The sequence below is a fragment of the Pseudomonadota bacterium genome, assembly GCA_041395565.1.
GTDB lineage: Bacteria > Pseudomonadota > Gammaproteobacteria > UBA9214 > UBA9214 > UBA9214.
Genome location: JAWLAI010000004.1, coordinates 293472 through 311328, shown reverse-complemented (window position 1 = coordinate 311328; position 17857 = coordinate 293472). Strand labels below are relative to the sequence as shown.

At 64.3% G+C, this 17857-nt stretch carries 17 protein-coding genes and 1 pseudogene; 8 read left to right on the top strand and 10 right to left on the bottom strand.

Features of this window, described 5'->3' with window-relative positions; all coding sequences use genetic code 11:
• The first annotated feature begins 12 nt into the window (after positions 1-12).
• The 3 genes from R3F42_07395 (at position 13) to R3F42_07385 (ending at position 3344) form a co-directional block, all read left to right on the top strand.
• On the top strand, positions 13-1224 hold the full coding sequence (locus R3F42_07395; GenBank protein ID MEZ5541851.1) for a class I SAM-dependent methyltransferase: 1212 nt from the start codon (positions 13-15) through the stop codon (positions 1222-1224).
• A gap of 500 nt (positions 1225-1724) precedes the next feature.
• The gene (locus R3F42_07390) at positions 1725-2528 is read left to right on the top strand and encodes a VPLPA-CTERM sorting domain-containing protein (GenBank protein ID MEZ5541850.1); all 804 of its coding nucleotides are present in this window, start codon (positions 1725-1727) and stop codon (positions 2526-2528) included.
• Positions 2529-2579: 51 nt separating this feature from the next.
• Positions 2580-3344: a VPLPA-CTERM sorting domain-containing protein gene (locus R3F42_07385; protein ID MEZ5541849.1), complete on the top strand. Its 765-nt coding sequence runs from the start codon at positions 2580-2582 to the stop codon at positions 3342-3344.
• Between the two features lie 580 nt (positions 3345-3924).
• On the opposite strand, the gene R3F42_07380 is transcribed toward R3F42_07385, so the two are convergent.
• Together R3F42_07380 and R3F42_07375 are read right to left on the bottom strand one after the other, a co-directional pair.
• Complete coding sequence (locus R3F42_07380) at positions 3925-5205, bottom strand: MgtC/SapB family protein (GenBank protein ID MEZ5541848.1); 1281 nt, start codon at positions 5203-5205, stop codon at positions 3925-3927.
• 48 nt (positions 5206-5253) lie between these two features.
• The gene (locus R3F42_07375; protein ID MEZ5541847.1) at positions 5254-5622 is read right to left on the bottom strand and encodes a CbiX/SirB N-terminal domain-containing protein; all 369 of its coding nucleotides are present in this window, start codon (positions 5620-5622) and stop codon (positions 5254-5256) included.
• A gap of 63 nt (positions 5623-5685) precedes the next feature.
• Between R3F42_07375 and R3F42_07370 the strand changes: the two genes are divergently transcribed.
• The 3 genes from R3F42_07370 (at position 5686) to R3F42_07360 (ending at position 9348) form a co-directional block, all read left to right on the top strand.
• Positions 5686-6888, top strand: a complete 1203-nt coding sequence (locus tag R3F42_07370; GenBank protein MEZ5541846.1) for a metallophosphoesterase — start codon at positions 5686-5688, stop codon at positions 6886-6888.
• Positions 6889-6995: 107 nt separating this feature from the next.
• Positions 6996-8810, top strand: a complete 1815-nt coding sequence (typA, locus tag R3F42_07365; protein MEZ5541845.1) for a translational GTPase TypA — start codon at positions 6996-6998, stop codon at positions 8808-8810.
• A gap of 313 nt (positions 8811-9123) precedes the next feature.
• Entirely contained in the window at positions 9124-9348 is a 225-nt protein-coding gene (locus R3F42_07360; protein ID MEZ5541844.1) for an ATP-binding protein, read from the top strand.
• 113 nt (positions 9349-9461) lie between these two features.
• On the opposite strand, the gene R3F42_07355 is transcribed toward R3F42_07360, so the two are convergent.
• Positions 9462-9911 (bottom strand): HIT family protein, encoded by a 450-nt coding sequence (locus R3F42_07355; GenBank protein MEZ5541843.1) that lies wholly within the window; start codon positions 9909-9911, stop codon positions 9462-9464.
• Entirely contained in the window at positions 9895-10866 is a 972-nt protein-coding gene (rdgC, locus tag R3F42_07350) for a recombination-associated protein RdgC (protein ID MEZ5541842.1), read from the bottom strand. Before rdgC ends, R3F42_07355 begins: the two co-directional genes overlap by 17 nt.
• A gap of 328 nt (positions 10867-11194) precedes the next feature.
• Here rdgC and R3F42_07345 point away from each other — a divergent pair, with 328 nt between their 5' ends.
• Positions 11195-11398 (top strand): cold-shock protein, encoded by a 204-nt coding sequence (locus tag R3F42_07345; protein MEZ5541841.1) that lies wholly within the window; start codon positions 11195-11197, stop codon positions 11396-11398.
• Positions 11399-11477: 79 nt separating this feature from the next.
• Complete coding sequence (gene greB, locus R3F42_07340) at positions 11478-11972, top strand: transcription elongation factor GreB (protein ID MEZ5541840.1); 495 nt, start codon at positions 11478-11480, stop codon at positions 11970-11972.
• Positions 11973-12032: 60 nt separating this feature from the next.
• Here the strand turns inward: greB and arfB are convergent, their stop codons facing one another.
• The 6 genes and pseudogenes from arfB to R3F42_07310 form a co-directional block, all read right to left on the bottom strand.
• Positions 12033-12452, bottom strand: coding sequence for an alternative ribosome rescue aminoacyl-tRNA hydrolase ArfB (arfB, locus tag R3F42_07335; protein MEZ5541839.1), 420 nt, complete (start codon positions 12450-12452; stop codon positions 12033-12035).
• The gene (locus R3F42_07330; GenBank protein MEZ5541838.1) at positions 12452-12637 is read right to left on the bottom strand and encodes a hypothetical protein; all 186 of its coding nucleotides are present in this window, start codon (positions 12635-12637) and stop codon (positions 12452-12454) included. The genes arfB and R3F42_07330 overlap by 1 nt, the downstream gene beginning before the upstream one ends.
• A gap of 182 nt (positions 12638-12819) precedes the next feature.
• Positions 12820-16277: pseudogene (locus R3F42_07325) on the bottom strand (hypothetical protein).
• Between the two features lie 199 nt (positions 16278-16476).
• Complete coding sequence (locus R3F42_07320) at positions 16477-16854, bottom strand: hypothetical protein (GenBank protein ID MEZ5541837.1); 378 nt, start codon at positions 16852-16854, stop codon at positions 16477-16479.
• 22 nt (positions 16855-16876) lie between these two features.
• Positions 16877-17098 carry an RND transporter gene (locus R3F42_07315; GenBank protein ID MEZ5541836.1) on the bottom strand — a complete coding sequence of 74 codons (222 nt, stop codon included), beginning with the start codon at positions 17096-17098 and terminating at the stop codon, positions 16877-16879.
• 22 nt (positions 17099-17120) lie between these two features.
• Positions 17121-17828: a hypothetical protein gene (locus R3F42_07310; protein ID MEZ5541835.1), complete on the bottom strand. Its 708-nt coding sequence runs from the start codon at positions 17826-17828 to the stop codon at positions 17121-17123.
• Positions 17829-17857: the final 29 nt, after the last annotated feature.

The window sequence follows — 17857 nt, the reverse complement described above, 5'->3', positions numbered from 1 at the left end:
ACTGGCAACCGCATGAGCGCCGCGTCCGAGCTGGCGGCAGTGGAGCTGCGCATCGACTGGCAGCAGGACGGCATCGCACATCGCAACCGCCAGTACTTCGAGAGAATCAACTTCTGGCGCGACATCCTGCCGGGCACCCTGTCACTGCGACTGCCGGACAGTACCGGCGAATGGGTCGGTGAGGAATTCGCCGGTGGCGAACTCGTGCCGCCGTACTCGGAGCGCAACCTGCACCGTGTCCCCTTGAGTGCACTCAGGCTCGCACGCAGCAGTGGTCCGCAGATCCGTATTCACCGCGGTCGCCACTACCCCCGCTACATCGCGGCCGGCACGGCGGACATCCATGCGGGAAACGTGCAGCCACTGCGCATCGCGGCGCTTGCTGACACTGCGGTCGTACTCGATCTCAACCACCCGCTCGCGGAGTATTCCCTTGCGGTGTCTGCACGTATAGACCGCCGGCTCGGCAGTGCATCCGAACACGGCGGGCGCTGCAACGACCCGCTCATGGACATGCTCGCCGCCGGTGTCGGCCTGGAAACGCTGTACCCGCCCGGCGCGACGGACTGGTTCGCCGGCGCACCGTTCGCGCGCATGGATCCGCGCGACGATGCGCAGTTCTACGCCCGGCCGCGGCTGGTGCACCATCTCGATCGCACCGCGACCGGCATCATCACGGCGCTGTACCAGCGCTTGCTCGCGCCCGGCATGCGGGTGCTCGACCTGATGAGCAGCTGGGTATCGCACCTGCCGGCAGAAATCGGCGACCTGCGGGTCTCGGGACTGGGCATGAACGCGGAGGAACTGGCGCAGAATGCGCAGCTGCGCGAGCGCGTGGTGCACGACCTCAATGCCGCGCCGGTACTGCCATGGCCCGCGCATACCTTCGATGCGGCTGTCTGTACCGCCTCCATCGAATACCTGACCCGGCCGGTGGAGGTGCTGCGCGAGCTGGGACGCGTACTGAAACCGGGGGCGCCGTGCATTTTCACCTTCACCGAACGCTGGTTCCCGACCAAGGCCATTGCCCTGTGGAGCGACCTGCACCCCTTCGAGCGGATGGCCCTGGTACTGGAATTCCTGCGTGCTGCGGACGCCTTCGGCAACCTGGGCACGGAATCGGTGCGTGGCTATCCGCGCCCGGCCGACGACAAATACGCCGACCAGCTCCGGCTGTCGGATCCGGTGTACGCAGTCTGGGGCAGGCGGGGCAAGGATGCCTGAAACCGCATAATTCCCGGTTTCGACGCAGCAGGCACACCCGGTTCAGCGACGGTCTATGCGGACTGCAACGCCGCCTGCACCGTCATCCTGCCGCTGCCAGCCGGAACGACCGCCACCTGACGCCGCATGCGTCCCGCCCCCGTGTGTGCCGTTGCCGGCGGAACGAATAACGGCCACGCCAGGCGCAGCATTTTCACACATCACATGGTGTTGCACTTGCAGGACACGCCGGCCAGACCGCCAGGCGTCACCCGGAAATCCACTTGTGTTCAACAGGGTACAGGCGTCACGGCGCTCGCTTCGGGGCGGACAGCGCCTTGCCCCGACTGCCATGAAACGAGATATATGGCGTCCATGCTATGCTTTCCAGGGTGGTTACCATAATAAGCCTGCAGCAGGACGGTCTGCAGCCGCTGCGGGGGTGTCATATGGGACACGCCCGGCATCCGGACCACGCCTTGCTCCCGGCTCGCGACACAACAAAATGGGAGGAGCCTGACATGAACAAGCTGCAAAATATCGTCACACGCCCCGTCGCGCTGTTGCTTGCAGCACTGAGCACTCCGCTATCAGCTGCGCTACTGGAGTTCCACTTCACCGGACAATACACGCTGCTGGACCCGATCGGCGGCGTAATGGATCAGCAACCGATCGAATCGACACTGACATACGATACCGTTACGGGCCTGGGCGCGTCACCCGATCTCAGCATCAGCAACTTCGATACTTTCGGTTCAACGGCAACGATCTACGACATCACGCTCGCGCATGTCGCCGGCACCAGCTACATCATTGGCAATATGCTTGCGGACTGGAATATCAGTATCGGTGTACCCGTCTCCATGGTGTGGGATGCCAGCGGGCTGATAAACGCAATCGATTTCGGACTGCAGGTCGATGATGTTATCAGCGGTACAGAACTCATACGCAACGGTGGCGTGATCGCGGATGTCAGCAGTGCAATACCGGCTTCGGATGGTCTGCCCTGGAATGCCGCCACCCTTGCCCAGGGACCGGCCCCGCTGGCGGTAACCACCCTCAACGTCACACCGCTCTGCAACCCCGGCATCGACTGCATAGGCAATCCGCTCTCGGGTGGCGCCCCGTTCACCGACGACGGTATCGCCGGTTCGCCGCTGATCGACGGCCCATTCTTAGGCCTGAATGTGAATTTCGACATCGGCAGTGGCAACAGCCTGACCGTTCTGTCCATTACCGCGGTCCCTCTGCCTGCAGCATTCTGGCTGTTCGGTGCCGGCCTGATAGGTCTCGCCGGTTTGTCTGGTTACAACAAAGCCGTCTGACCGAACGACCGGCTGGCAACGCCATAAGAATGCAATGCTAAGGAGGACATCATGCGCAAGAACACCATTGTAGCCGCTGCTGTCGCGGTGGCTTTGGTCGCAACTGCGCCCGCGGCCGGCGCCGCGGTGGTATCCGGCAGCTGGGACGGGTTGTTTACCCTGTACACGGACACGCTGAACGGGGGACAAGTATTCCAGAACACGAGCTATCCCTATTACGGTGATCCAACCTGGGGTTACGGCCTGCGCACCCAGGTGTCCGGCACGCTGAGCTATGACACGACCAGCGGCGTGGGGACCGCCTCGGTGTCGGGATTCGACTGGGGCAACGCCGGATCCTGGCAGATACACGACTTCACCTTGCAGTATGCCGGTGACGGAGCCGGCGGGATCGGCAGCCTGATCGCGGGAACCTTCCTGTACGACTGGAACAACAACATCGACCTGGCGGCCTCGATCGTCTGGGATGCCTCCGGTTTCCTCGCTGCCGTGTCCGGCGCCGGCGGCACCCTCATCAGCGGCACCGGCGCACTCCCGGCGAGCGACAGCCTGGAACTTGTTTCCGGCATCATCCTGCCGATCGGCCCTGCGCCGTTGGCCACCTCTACCATCGACGCCGTGTTCCCGCTCGTCGACGACGGCATCGCCGGCGCGCGCCTGACCTCGGGGCCCTGGACGGGTTTCAGCGTCAACCTGGACATAACCCGTATCGATCCGGCGGTCCCGGTAACCGTCCCACTGCCGGCAGCCGCCTGGTTGTTCGGCGTCGGCCTGCTGGGTCTTGCCATGACAGCCCGCCGCAAACCGGCGCGGTAAACCGCAACGGCGCCGCTGGCGCGCTGCGGTTTACCTCCATCCAACTGATTCAGGTCAGGCGGGCAGCACGGCTCGGTCACGCTTAGCGCCCGCCGCCTGCCGGGGCATGTGCCCACTCTGCGGGTACGTGTTGCACCAGCAACAGCCGCTGCCGCAGCGTTCGGCTGCCTCGAGCGGATGTCCACATGCCTCGGCGCAGCCTCACGCGCAGCCTGCCATGCGGGATGCCGCCGCTGTGCACGGATTTTATTCACACCAGCCGGTCTGCCGGCTGGTGCATTAATTACAGGCGTAGCGGTGCAGCGGATTCATACTTCTATTCAAAAATATAACGTATTTATTTGATTTATTTAAAAAATGTCGAATGGTAAAGAATTTGTCAAATTAATGTAACTTTCTAAAATATCAGGCCTTAGACCGGTATGCGTACATCTTATCCACCGGGTTATCCACAACCTCTGTGGACAAGTTTGTCAGTATATCGCGGTCGCTGTCCGCCCCGTATGTAACAGCGTGGACGACGGTTGTTATCGCACACGATGGCAGTGCGACAGCGGGCTGTCTGGACAGCACGACCCCGTCAAGACAAGAACACCACCGCGATCGCCGTCACCAGCGTCGCCAGCATGCCCGGCAGGAGCGCACGCACCAGCAGCGCTGAGCCCATGCTCAGGACGATGCCGCCCTTGACCAGGGTATTCGAGACCACCGCAAGCACGATGGCGCGCGCCGCCGTCTGCTGCTCGATACTGCCGCCGGCTCGGCTCAACTCGGCCATGGACAGGGTGATGGCATCCACATCGGCCAAGCCGGAGGCGATACTGGACAGGTAGACGCCGGCATCGCCCAGATACAGCCGTGCGGCGTTGGCGGCGAGCAGGATCAACGCGTACAGCAGGCCGAAGCTGAGCGCCGGCCCCAGCTCGAAGGGGTTCGTGAAACTGTCCTCCTCCTCCAGCTTGTCGGCCGACTGGCTGCAGTACAGGTAGACGCAGTAGGCCATGCTCACGACCAGCGCCGCGGTCAGCGGCAGCCACACGCTGTCCAGCAGCGGCCGGTTCAGCGCGGCGACCTCGACCATGACCCGCACGAACATGATGCTCCAGGCCAGCAGGATCGCCAGGGCAAAGGGGCGCGCCATGGCATGCATGCCGCGACTGCGCTGGGCGAAGCTGAGCGTGACCGCGGTGCTCGAGGCCAGGCCGCCGAGCAGACCGGTCAGCCCGACACCGCGGCGCGCGCCGACGATCTTGATCAAGACATAGCCGAGGAAGCTGATGCCCGAGATGAAGATCACCATCAGCCAGATCTTGTAGGGCACCAGCACGTCGAACGGCGCCGGACCGTAGCCCGTGCGCGGCAACACCGGCAGGATCACCAGCGCGATCACCGCAAAGGTCAGCGTGGCATACACGTCTGCCGGGGTGATGTTGCGCACCAGCGTGCGCGTCTGCAGCTTGAGCGCCAGCACCACCGTCGTGGTGACACCCAGCGCCGCCGCCAGCGCCACCTCGCCGTAGCAGCACAGCGCCCCGGCGACGAGCGTGATCACCGCGGCGATCTCCGTGGTCATGCCGATGCTGCCGTGCATGGCCGTCACGGCATAGGAGATCATGACCAGGCCACCGGCGATGCCGATGATCACGAGGAACAGGGGTAGCGAATCCGCACGCGACCCGAGCAAGGCGGCCGTGCACCCGACGAGCGCCAGCAGGGCGAAGGTGCGCACACCGCCGAAGATCTTCTCCGTTTCCTGCTCCGCGAGGTGCGAATACTCGCGCTGCAGGCCGATCAGGAGACCGATCAGCAGTGCCGCGCCGAAGCGGTAGAACAGCTCGCTCTGTGTCAGTTCCCCCGGCATACCCGCACACCGCCCAGCCCTATCCGGCCGTTCAGCGATCCCGCCTGTTCATGCCGGACCAGACCCCGCCTGCTGCAGCACCAGCGCGGCCAATCCCGGCGCCGCCCCCAGGTAGGGCGCAACGGTAATACTGATGCCGGGGTGCTCGGCACGCACGCTGTCGACCGCCTGCGGAATATCCTCCACCACATGCCTGCCGGCCGACAGGAAATACGGGACCACGACCACCTCGCGGGCGCCGGCCGCTATCGCCTGGCGCAAGCCGTCCGGTATGGACGGTTCCGCCAGTTCCAGAAAGGCACAGTTGACGGCATCGAAGCCGTCCTGGACGGCGTCCAGCTGTCGCGCGAGCGAGCGGACCTCGTCATTGGATTGCGCCCGGCGGCTGCCGTGCGCGACCACGAGCAATGTTTTCATGACAATACCCTGATTACCGGCCGGGATTGGCATCCCAGCGCCGGCCGCCTGAACTTTCCGTCCATGATATCCTCAGAACTCATCATGTTCTTCCTGTTTTTTCTCGCAGTCTGGGGCGGCGGCCACGCTTATCTGGCGCACCGTCTGTTGCGCCCCCTGCACGGGCGGCGCTGGTTGCAGCGTGGCGGCCTCGTACTGCTGGGGCTGTCGCTGTGCGTCGTGCCGCTGGTGTTCTTCAGCCGCCGTTTCGGGCTCGATCCGGCATGGACCGACCGCCTGGCCTGGGTGGCTTTCCTCGACATGGGAATCTTCCTGGTGCTGCTCCCGCTGCTGGTTGCGCGCGATCTCGGCTGGTTTACCCTCACCTGCCTGCATGCCCTGCGTCGGCGCTGGCGCGGACAACGCAGCCGTGCCGTCCCGGACGACCCGGCGCGACGGCATTTCCTGGCCAACACCATGAACGCCGGCCTGCTCGGCCTGACCGGCAGTATGGCGATCGCCGGCTACCGCGAGGCGACCCAGCTGGCACGGGTGCGCGAGATCGAGCTGCCTCTCGCCGGCCTGCCCGCCGTCCTGCACGGTTTCCATATCGTGCAACTCAGCGACATACACCTCGGCCCCACCATCAAGGGCGACTACCTCGCGGCCATCGTCGAGCGCAGTAACGCGCTGGCACCGGATCTGGTGGCGATCACCGGCGACCTGGTCGACGGCCTGACCTCGGACCTCATGGCGGACGTGGCCCCGCTGACGCGGCTGCGCGCCCGCCACGGCAGCTGGTTCGTCACCGGCAACCATGAATACTACTGGGGTCCGCGCGAGTGGCTCGCGCTGCTGCCCACGCTGGGTGTCAACGTGCTCGTCAATGCGCACCGCGTCATCGAGCACGACGGGGCGCGGCTGCTGCTGGCGGGCGTGACCGACTACTCGGCCGGTAGGTACCTGCCCGACCACGATTCCGACCCGCGCCGCGCGCGGACCGGCGCAGCCGACGCGGACGTGTCACTGCTGCTGGCGCACCAGCCGCGTAGCGCCTACGCCGGCGCGGCTGCCGGCTTCGACGTACAGCTGAGCGGCCACATCCACGGTGGCCAGTTCTTCCCCTGGAATCTCCTGATCGGACTGGTACAGCCGTTCGGGCTGGGCCTGCACCGGGTGGACGGGCGCATGTGGCTGTACGTCAGTGCCGGCACCGGCTACTGGGGACCACCCTCGCGCCTCGGCGTACCCGCGGAGATCACCTCGCTCAGGCTGGCGCGCGCCTGAACCCACGATACCCGCACACGAAATCCTGTACGCGGACAGGCGGTTCTCCTGTATAATCTGCGCCCTTTAAACCACGCAACCACCCGGTTCCGGGACCGTTCTCCCCCATGATCAGCAAACTCAGGAATATCGCCATCATCGCGCACGTCGATCATGGCAAGACCACGCTCGTGGACCAATTGCTCAGCCAGTCGGGCACACTCGGCGACCGCGCGGCCGTGCCCGAGCGGGTCATGGACTCCAATGCACTCGAGAAGGAACGCGGCATCACCATCCTGTCGAAGAACACCGCCATCCGCTGGGGCGACTACCGCATCAATATCGTCGACACCCCCGGGCATGCCGATTTCGGCGGCGAGGTCGAACGCGTCCTGTCCATGGTCGATTCGGTGCTGCTGCTGGTCGACGCGGTGGACGGCCCCATGCCGCAGACCCGTTTCGTAACCCAGAAGGCGTTCAATCTCGGGCTGCGCCCGATCGTGGTGATCAACAAGATCGACCGCCCCGGTGCGCGCCCGCACTGGGTACTCGACCAGACCTTCGACCTGTTCGACCGCCTCGGCGCCACCGACGAACAACTCGACTTCCCGGTCATCTATGCCTCCGCGCTGCAGGGCTATGCCGGCTACGCCGCCGACGCGCTCGCGGATGACATGACCCCGCTGTTCGAGACCATCGTCGACAAGGTCCCGCCGCCCCAGGTCGACCTCGACGGCCCATTTCAGCTGCAGGTGATCTCGCTCGACTACAGCAGCTACGTGGGCGTGATCGGCATTGGCCGTATCAAGCGCGGCAAGGTGCGCACGAACATGCCGGTCACGATCATCGACCGCAAGGGTAAAACCCGCAACGGGCGCGTCGGCCAGGTGCTCGGCTTCCTCGGCCTGGAACGCATCGAGGTGCCGGAGGCGCAGGCCGGCGACATCATCGCCTTTACCGGCATCGACAAGCTCAACATCTCCGACACGCTGTGCGACCCGGCCGCTGTCGAGGCCCTGCCGCCGCTGACCGTGGACCAACCCACGGTGAGCATGACCTTCCAGGTGAACAACTCGCCGTTCGCCGGCCAGGACGGCAAATACATCACCTCGCGCAACCTGCACGAGCGTTTGCAGCGCGAGCTGCTGCACAACGTTGCGCTGCGCGTGGAGGATACCGGCGACCCGGACAAGTTCCGCGTGTCGGGACGCGGCGAGCTGCATCTGGCGATCCTCATCGAGACCATGCGCCGCGAGGGCTACGAACTGGGCGTCTCGCGCCCGGAGGTCATCCTGCGCGAGGTCGACGGCGCCACGCACGAACCCTTCGAGCAGGTGGCTGTCGACGTGGAGGACGTGCACCAGGGCGCGGTCATGGAAAAACTCGGCGCACGTGGCGGCGAACTCACCGATATGGTGCCGGACGGCAAGGGTCGTGTGCGGCTGGACTATGTCATACCGGCACGCGGGCTGATCGGTTTCCGCACCGAATTCCTGACCGCGACCCAGGGTACCGGCCTGATCTACAGCGTGTTCTCGCACTACGGGCCGATGAAGCCCGGCGAGTACGGCCAGCGCATCAACGGCGTATTGATTTCCAACGGTACCGGCAAGGCACTGGGCTACGCGCTGTTCAACCTGCAGGAACGCGGCCGGTTGTTCATCGGCCCCGGCGAATCGGTCTACGAAGGCGCCATCATCGGCATCCATTCACGCGGCAACGACCTGGTGGTCAATCCGCTCAAGGCCAAGCAGCTGACCAACATCCGCGCCGCCGGCTCGGACGAGAACATCCTGCTCACCCCGCCCATCCGCATGAGCCTGGAACAGGCGCTGGAATTCATCGACGACGATGAACTGGTCGAGGTCACGCCCCGTCACATCCGGCTGCGCAAGAAATTCCTGCTCGAGCACGAGCGCAAGCGCGCCGCGCGCAGCGCCTGATCCCGCATCCAAGGCACGACGCCATCCGGTGGCGGCGCCTGCGGCCGCCGCGGCCGATATTTTTTCACGCTCGAGTCAGCTGCGTGGAGCGGCATGGCGAAAAAGCCGCATAAACAGTAAGGTAAACAATACCCTACATTCCTGGAGGATTAATACATTAATAGCTTATAATACATTAACTTATAAGCTATTTCCATTGACAATGCATGGGTTTTTACTATACCGTGCAACACGCGAACCCAAATGACAGAAACACGCAGCGATGCGGGGCACAACGACAGCACAATTTTATAAATCAACGGAGGAGCACGTCATGCACGTTACTGACATGGTCATGCACATCGACAATACCCTGGGCGAGGACAGCCGGCGGAATATCGAGAAGGCCCTCACGGGCAACCGCGGGGTCATCCATGCACACTTCAACGATAAGCGACCGCACCTGATGCTGGTCTCGTACGATACCGATGCCACGTCCTCGTTCGAGATCCTGGCGCAGATGAGCGGTCAGCAGCTGTGCGCGGAGCGCGTGGGCTGAGGGTTAACTGTTATCTCCAACCGGGGCGGTTGCCGCGGCAGAACAAGCAAGATATCAACGTGTGCTGCAGACCCGTGCCGAGAGGCATGGGTTTTTTTTCGCGGCCGCGGCGCTCACGGCAGCAGCCACTCGAACTCCGCGGGCAGCAGCGGTCTGAGCAGCGCGAGCCGCTGCGCCAGGCCGGCGGGATCGTAGGGACGCGCGGGTACCCTGCCCCACACCGGTGCCGGCCAGGCGGCATCGTCGCGATAACGTGCAATGTGGTGCAGGTGGAGCTGCGGAACGACGTTGCCCAGGGCGGCGATATTCAGCTTGTCCGGCACATAGGCGGCTGTCATGGCGCGGGCGAGCAGCACGGATTCATCCAGCAGCCGGTGCTGGTCGGCGGGCTCGAGCTGGTGGATTTCCTGCACCCCGGCGCGATCCGGCACCAGGATAAACCAGGGGTAGTTCGCATCCTGCAGCAGCAGCAGGTGGCACAGCGGCAAGCGTCCGATGACCAGGCAGTCCGCCCGCAGCTGCGGGTGGATGGCGGCGCGGTTCGGTTCAGGCCGGTTCGGCATCCGCGGTCTCGTGCGCTGGCGCCGTCGCGGCGGCGTCCTGCACACCCTCCGGCAGCGCCTCGCCCCCGAAGGCCGCGATCAGCGCCGGCAGGAATTCCGCCAGTTCCAGCACCAGCAACGAGAAATCGAGATCGAAACGGCTCACCGGATCATCGGCGTCGGTGTCGGCTTCCTGCTCGCGCACGACATCCTCGAACCGCAGCCGCTTGATGGCCAGGTCTTCCTGAATGACGCACGACAGCCGTTCGCGCCACTGGACGGCCAGCCGCACGACCTGCTTGCCGCTGCGGATGTGGTTACGCACCTCGGCCGCGGTCAGGTCCTGGTGCCTGCAGGTCACGATACCGCCGTCGGGATCCGTGTGCTTGAGCACGCACTCGGCACCGGCCACGAAACCGGTCGGCAGCCCCTCGCCGTTGAGCCAGCGTGTCATGACGGCAGCCGGCGCATGCCGGACCTGCAGCGGCGTGGCGGGGAAACGTCCGAGTGTCGAGCGCAGCTGGCTGACCAGCGCTTCCGCGCGCGTCGGCGAGGAACTGTCGACCACCAGCAGTCCGTTGCGGACATCGATGTACGCGAACAGATCGCTGATGCGGGTCAACGCCCGCGGCAGCAGGTCGACGATGATCTCCTCCTTCATGCGCACGCGCTCGCGCCGGTAGATCTCGCGTCCTTCCGCTGCCGCCAGCGCGGCCACCTTGTCCTCCAGCAGCTGCCGCACGACGCCGGCGGGCATGATCTTCTCTTCCCTGCGCAGGCAGACCATGAGGTAACCGTTGGCAGCGTGGACGAGCTGCTGTCCGTCCCGTCCCAGTGGCGGGACCCAGCCGTGCGCGAACAGGTCCATGCGGCCACAGCCGGTGAACGCGGCCTGCTGCATGCGCGTGTCGAGCATGTCGGGCGACAGATCGAATGCCTTGCCCAGTCGATAGACCTGCAGATTCCTGAACCACATAGTGAGATGCCCCGTGAAAAGCGTCACATTATGCGCAATGCACCCGGCGCAGGCCAGCGTTCGCGCATATCAGCGCATGTCAGTTTTTCGACCCGCGCGGTAACTGCCGGGCTGGACAGAAGTATGGTATTCACGACTTGTTATGTTGTATGATCGGGCCGTGATTGGATAAGGGGGGCACGGTTAATTCCTGCCATTTATCGATTCGCAAAACTACAGATATGCACATTCCTCAGGTCATCCCGGAAGTTCCTGCTGCAACTCCAGCTTGTCTGTTTGAAATCTGCATTCTGGAATCTGGTTAATCTTTTTTACAGAGGTGTTATAAATGGCTACAGGTACTGTTAAATGGTTCAACGAATCCAAGGGTTTTGGCTTCATCGCACCCAGCGATGGCGGCGAGGATGTATTCGTGCACTTCTCGGCAATCAAGATGGATGGATTCAAGACACTTGCTGAAGGCCAGACAGTAAACTTCGATATCGAACAGGGACCGAAGGGCCTGCAGGCGGTCAACGTCATGGGATCCTAACGGGATCCATAACCTGACGCAGTATCCGAACCCCGCGCTTGCGCGGGGTTCTTGTTTGAACGCAGCGCAGGATGCCCCGATGGGACGCTATCGCCCGCCGGCACCGAAATCATCCCCCTATATCACCCCGACCGGCCAGCGCCGGCTCACGGCCGAACTGCAGGCCCTCTGGACGCGCCGCGCCGAGGTCACCCGCGCACTGACGGCGGCCGCCGCCGAGGGTGACCGCTCGGAAAACGCCGAATACATCTACCGCAAAAAGGAACTGCGCGAGATCGACCGCCGGATCCGTTACCTGCAGCAGCGTCTGCCTGTGCTCAAGGTCGTACACGATCCGCCGACCGACCGCAGCCGGGTGTTCTTCGGCGTCGAGGTGACATTGGAGAACGATACCGGCGAACAGGTCAGCTACCGCATCGTCGGCGCCGACGAGTTCGATCCCGCATTGGGCTGGATCAGCATCGACTCGCCCATGGCACGCGCCCTGCTCGGCAAGCGCCTGGATGAGGAAGTGCGGGTCGCCGCACCGGGCGGCACGACGAGCTACGTGATCGTGGCGATCGACTATCCCTGAACCCACCTGGGATGCGGGGCGGCGCCGCGCACCGGCCCGGGATGGCACACTGCACCCGCTTCACTCGTCCTGATGCACCCTGCCGCGCAGTTGCTTGGCCTGCCCGCGCCGCGTCTTGGCGTCCAGCCGGCGCAGGCGCGAGGCCGCGGTGGCGCGCGTCGGCAGACGCCGGCGCGGCTCCACGCCCGCGGCACGCACCAACGCCTGCAGGCGCGCGAGGGCATCCTCCCGATTCTGCTCCTGGGTACGGAAGCGCTGCGCCTTGATGATGATCTGGCCATCGGCGGTGATCCGCCGGTCATGCAGCGCGCGCAGGCGCTGCTTGTAGGCAGTCGGTAGCGAGGACGCCTCGATATCGAAGCGCAGGTGAATCGCCGAGGCGACCTTGTTGACGTTCTGCCCGCCCGCGCCCTGGGCACGGATGGCACTCAGCTCGATCTCGTGCTCCGGGATCGCGACCTTGCGCGTGATGACGAGCATCAGCGGCCCGTGGTTTTCACGGCACCGCAGCGCTCACAGCGGTAGCGGGTGACCAACCTGCCCTGCTTGCTGTCGAATGGATTGCCCTGCTCGATGACCCATTTATGGAAACCACGCCGGCACAGCGTCTTGCCCTGCGCCCGCTCGGCGGCAGAGGGCTTCCTGAAGCGCAGGATCTCCGCCATCGTCGCGTGCCCGTCTAGTGGACACGTGCCCGCTTGAAGTGCGATGCAAAGCGTTCCAGCAGGGTCGGCATGCGGTAATTCACCGCATCCGACTGCGATGACTGCATCACGTTGCTGGTGAAGCCGGGCGCTAGTCTGGCCTTACCCAGGTCGACGACACGCTGATCCTGCGAGCAACACGGCGGCCCCAGCGGGTCCGCACCCAGCGTTCCGACCAGTTGCTGCAGGTAGCCCGGATCCTCCATCTCCTGCAGGCGCGAGCGTGCCCGCTGCAGGCGGTCGCGTATTCCGAGGCGTTCCGCTTCATCGGCGAAGATCTCGTCGTCGAGGAATTTCTGCAAGCTGGCGGTATGCCGCCGCCACAGCGCGACGTCACGCCGCTGTTTGATCTCGAGCCGCTCCCGGTACCAGTCCGACGCCAGCAGATGCTCGCGCGTGAACATGGCGCGAAACTCGGGGTGGTGCGCATCAATGCCGGCGTACGTGCCGGTTGCCATCACCAGCAGGAGGGCCTGCAGCGGCGGGCAGGCATCCTCGATACTGCCGTCCTCCAGGTACTGCAACGCCACGCGCTGCTGCGCCTCGGTGATGTTGTTGATACCGTCGACATAAACCTCGAAGTCCTGGATTTCCGGTTTCAGGATCTCGTCGGTGAATACCGCGTCCGGGTTGTCGAAGATCTTGCCGAGAAAGCCGTGCACGAAACGCTGGGTGATGCGGTAGCCGAGCCGGCTTGCCAGCACCGGCTTGCCGGCGTGCTCGAAATCCTCGAGTCGCTCCAGGTAGCCTTTCTCGATCAGCCAGGCCGGCTCACGCTCCTCCGGCGCCAGACGCGACCAGATCTCCGGGATCAGCAGGCTGATGTCGTGGTCGACCCGCACGTACGGTCCGATATAACCGGCCGAGCTGGAAAAACCCGCGTGGCCGGTCAGGATCATCGAAACCAGGGCATTGTTGAGATCCGCGGTCGCCCGCAGCGCATTGAACGGCCCCCTTGGTCAGGGCCCTCGGAACCGGCGCCGGTCGTGGACGGCGACTTGCCGGTCAGGCTGCAGATGAAATCCATGAACAGCTCGGGCAGCTCCTGGTAGTGGATCGGGTTGTACACGGCCAGCGGACGAATGCCCGGCTCCGGCGGATTGTTGCGCCGCCCGGTCAGCACCGCATCCACCGGATGACATACCGGGGCGTGCGCGTCCAGCTTGCGCTGCAGGCGGATGCCCATCTCGGCGATGTACTTGCGTTCCGGCCGCACCAGGTCGGGCCGCACCTGCAGGTAACGCGGATTCTTCGATGGCGCGCCGTCGACCAGGCGCGGGTGCGCGGAGGAAACCGTGAACTCGCCGCCCGATTCGTGCGCCGTGCGCAGCAGCCCCTGCATGGGCGGCGTGAACTTGTAGAAGGTGTGCACATCCTCGACCAGCGCGGCCAGCTGCTCCCGGTTCAGCGGTTCGAAATTGGCCATGAAATTGTCGGGCTGGGACATTTCCAGCTCGGTTTGCCGGTCGAAACCGGGATGAATGGCATCGTCTGGCCGCTGGAACAGGCGATACTCGCAGTTTCGCACCAGCTTGACGCTGTGCCCGCCGGCGTGCTGCCGCGGCCCGCACCCCGCGATGCAGTGGCCCGGCACCACCACGGACGCCGAGATATCATCCTCCATCTGCACCTTCTCGGTGGCGATGTAGTCCTGGCGCAGCTTGAAGGTACGCCACTTGCCGTCCTTGTCGAAGCCGACACGCAGGTAGGAAGCGACGATGTTGCGATCGTCCAGTTTCAGCTCGTGCGCCGGCGCGCCGTCGACCTCGTCCACCGACAGGTGGCTGCGCCAGTCGTCGCCCCACTCCGGACGATAGAAGCGCTTGATGAGATAGACCAGCGCCAGGATGCGCGGCGAGATCGAGGCCAGCCAGGCATTGTATTCGTTGGTGTACATGGAGGTCGGCGTCAGCAGCTTGATGACCGACCCCAGGCTGCGCTCGGAACTCAGCGGCTTGCGCGTGGCATCGCGGTCCTCGGGCTCGAAGCCGGGCCGGAAGCGCGTGGTGTAATCGCGCTCGAAGATCTCCTGGACTTGTGCCAGATCCCGCTCCAGATCGTCGATGAACAGCGGACGATAGATGACGGCATCGTTCAGCGACTTGGATATCTCGGACTTGCCGCCGCCGGAGACCGTGCTCGGCTTGTGACAGAAGGTACCTTCCGCAGCGGTGCCGACCAGGCGCCAGGACGGCGCACCCGGGTGTTTCTCCATCTCGATGCGATAGCCGTTCGGCTGCATGTAGATCTTCTCGGGTTGCAGACGGATGGCATGCACGGCGCCTGCGCGCTCCCAGCTGATGGACTGTGCGTTCAGGTCCATGCGCAGTTTCTGCGGCACGTAGATGATCTGGGGATACCTGCGGTCTATGGCATAGCCTTCCGGCTGCACGTCCATCAGTTCGCCGTAACGGCCAACCATGTCGTCGAAGGAATAGCCGGGTATGGTGTAGGTCCGGCTGTCGACACCGAACTCCTCGCCGTGGTTACGGCGCTGGAACGCCAGCGCGCCGCCCGCGTGCTCCTCTTCGGCAAGGCCGATGAGGTTGGCCGAGTACCCGATCTGTGTCTTGACCTCTTTCTTGCAGTAGCCGAAATAGTTGTCCGCCAGCAGGGTCACCATCACGCCGGACTCGTCGCGCGCGGTCAGCTTGAAGGCCTGGCCGTCGTTGTACAGCTCCGCTTCGTCCTTCCAGCACATGCCGTCACGCTGCTGCCGCGGGGTGGCCTCGCTCCACTTCGGCAGGCCGGCCTCGCGCTTGGTCATGCCGACCAGGTGCGGCGCCAGGAGCACGCAACCCGTCGTCCCGCTCCAGTGATCCGCGTCGAGCGCCGCATCGAATTCGGCCAGCTGCGGGTTGCCGCCGTTGCCGAAGATACTCTCGACGAAATCCAGGTTGCTGACCAGATTTCCCGGCGCGAAGAAGCGTACCTCCATGGTTTTCTCCGGCTGCATGCCGGGGATCTCGGGGCACACCGTCGGCCGCAGCAGCAGCGAAACGAACATGCGCGCGGGTACGGGAAGCTCGGCCGTGAACGGGAGGGTCAGCAGCTCGGGCGGCGGTTGCAGCGCCCGCACCAGCAAGCGGCCGAAGGCGTGCCGGGGGTCGGCCTTCTTGTCCCCGGGAATCTGCAGGCCGCCCTCGGCGATGTTGAACGAACCCTTGGTCGTGCGCCGGTCGCTTGCGGGATTGTGCAACACGCCCTGCGCGACCCGGTAGCTGGACACGATATCGGAATGAAATTCATCGCGGCCCATGGGCAGGGACAGTTCGCGCGCCACGCCGTGCCGGTCGAGTACTAAGGTCTGGGTGGGCAGCAGCGGCACCCGCTCCGGCAGGGTGCCTTCCAGGTAGCGATCGAGAAAATTCTGGATCCGCTTGTCCACCGGGCACTGGTAGCTGGACAGGAGGCGGTTCTTCTCGCGATAGCTGCGCAGCAGGTCGCGCGTGATGCCGAACAGCCGCGCGGATTCCTTCGGGATGCACGTCGGCTGGCCGGAGGACGCCAGCTTGAGATTGATGTACAGCTGAACCTTTTCCCGTTCTGCTGCGGGCGTTTCCGAGACCTTGTTCATCCCGAGTGCCTGGGCAAAATCCATACCGTCCTCCGAATCCTGTGGCACCGGGAGCAGGTGTCCCGATGGTGCGAATGTATAGTAGCCAATCCGCCGTTCAAAATCAGCGCAGCCGGCAACTTTATCTTTTGTGGTTTATGAAAATAGTAATGTTATACATTGTAATTTATTATGTTTTTGAATTTTACCGCGGCATGCCCCTGCCCGCGTACGGCACTCGGTGTCAGTGCAGCGGCTTGAGATCGACAGCGACCTGCCGCCGGTAGGCCTCATCGAACACCAACTCGATGCTGACCTCCCCGGCACTGTCCTCGATGCGTACCTGCTTGAGGTCAGGCAGCCGGATGGCCAGATAGCTGCACATGGCAGCGGCCAGGCTCTCGTCGTCGGTCTGCAGCGCGCGCACCAGATTGGCAGCGGCAAAGTGGGCACGCTGGCCGATGTCGGGGTTGGTGACGGTCTCGTCCCCGATCGGGATCCCGGCATCCATCCTGGCATCCATGCGGTCCAGGTAGGCCAGCTGCTGTTCCGGCAGCAGGCGGTCGCGGTCGTATTCAAGCTGGGCGATCCCGTTGAGCAGCACACCCATGACATTGGCCATAATCCGTACCTCCCCGGCCCGCTCAGTGCCGGCGTCCGCTGCGCCTGGCCAGGATCGCCACCACCAGCAGCAACGGCGCGCCATGCAGGAACAGATCAAAGATATCCAGCGGCCGTACCAGCGCACCGGCGCGCAACATGCGCAGCTTCTCCACCAGGTGCGGTTCGGGCGAAAACGGCGCGAGCGCGAGCAGGACGGCCAGCGGCAACAGCAGGGCCAAGGGCAATTGATCGAGCCATTTCATGTGCGCATTCCCCCGTCTCGCATCAGTATCTGATCAGCAGCGGCTGGTATCCGAACAGGGCGCTCAGATGATGCAGGACGGCGTGCTGTCCCTGCGTGGCCCAGAGATCGCTGATCTCCTGCTCGACGTCGAGGTAACGCTGCTCCAGGTCCGCCTCATCGGCATGCCGGTCGGCCAGCACGCCGACCAGGTCCAGCCACATCCGGCTTGCACCCATGGCGAGCGCGGGCCAGGTCTGCTGCACGACCGGTGGCCAGCCTGCATCGCTGGTGTCCTCGATGTGCGGTCGCAGGAGCCGCACCGGATCGTCGAACTGCACCTTAGTAAGGGTGCCGTCCTGGACCAGCTGCTGCAGCACGGCGTTGCCATCCAGCGCGGTGTAGATGCGCCGGGCACCGGCTGCGGTGCTGTAGAAGATGAAACTGAACACATGCCCGGCCGCATCATGCGCCGCGCGCCGGTGGACGCGCCAGATCATGATATCGGCGTGGTACTGTTCGAACACCGGGGCGACCACTTCCCCGGCAAGCAGGGTGTCGATATGCCACCGGGGCGAGCTGATATCCGGCTCCGCGACGGAGAAGCGGGCATACCACCAGCCGGTTCCGTCCGGCAGGTCGTCATTGGCGTGATCGCCGCCGGACACCGCATCGGCAACCGGCCGCAGCTGGGCACAACCCGCCAGCCCGGACAGCAGCAACACGGCCAGAATGCGCCTGAATGTCAGCAATGAACCACTCCTATCCGTCCTGTTGAGCA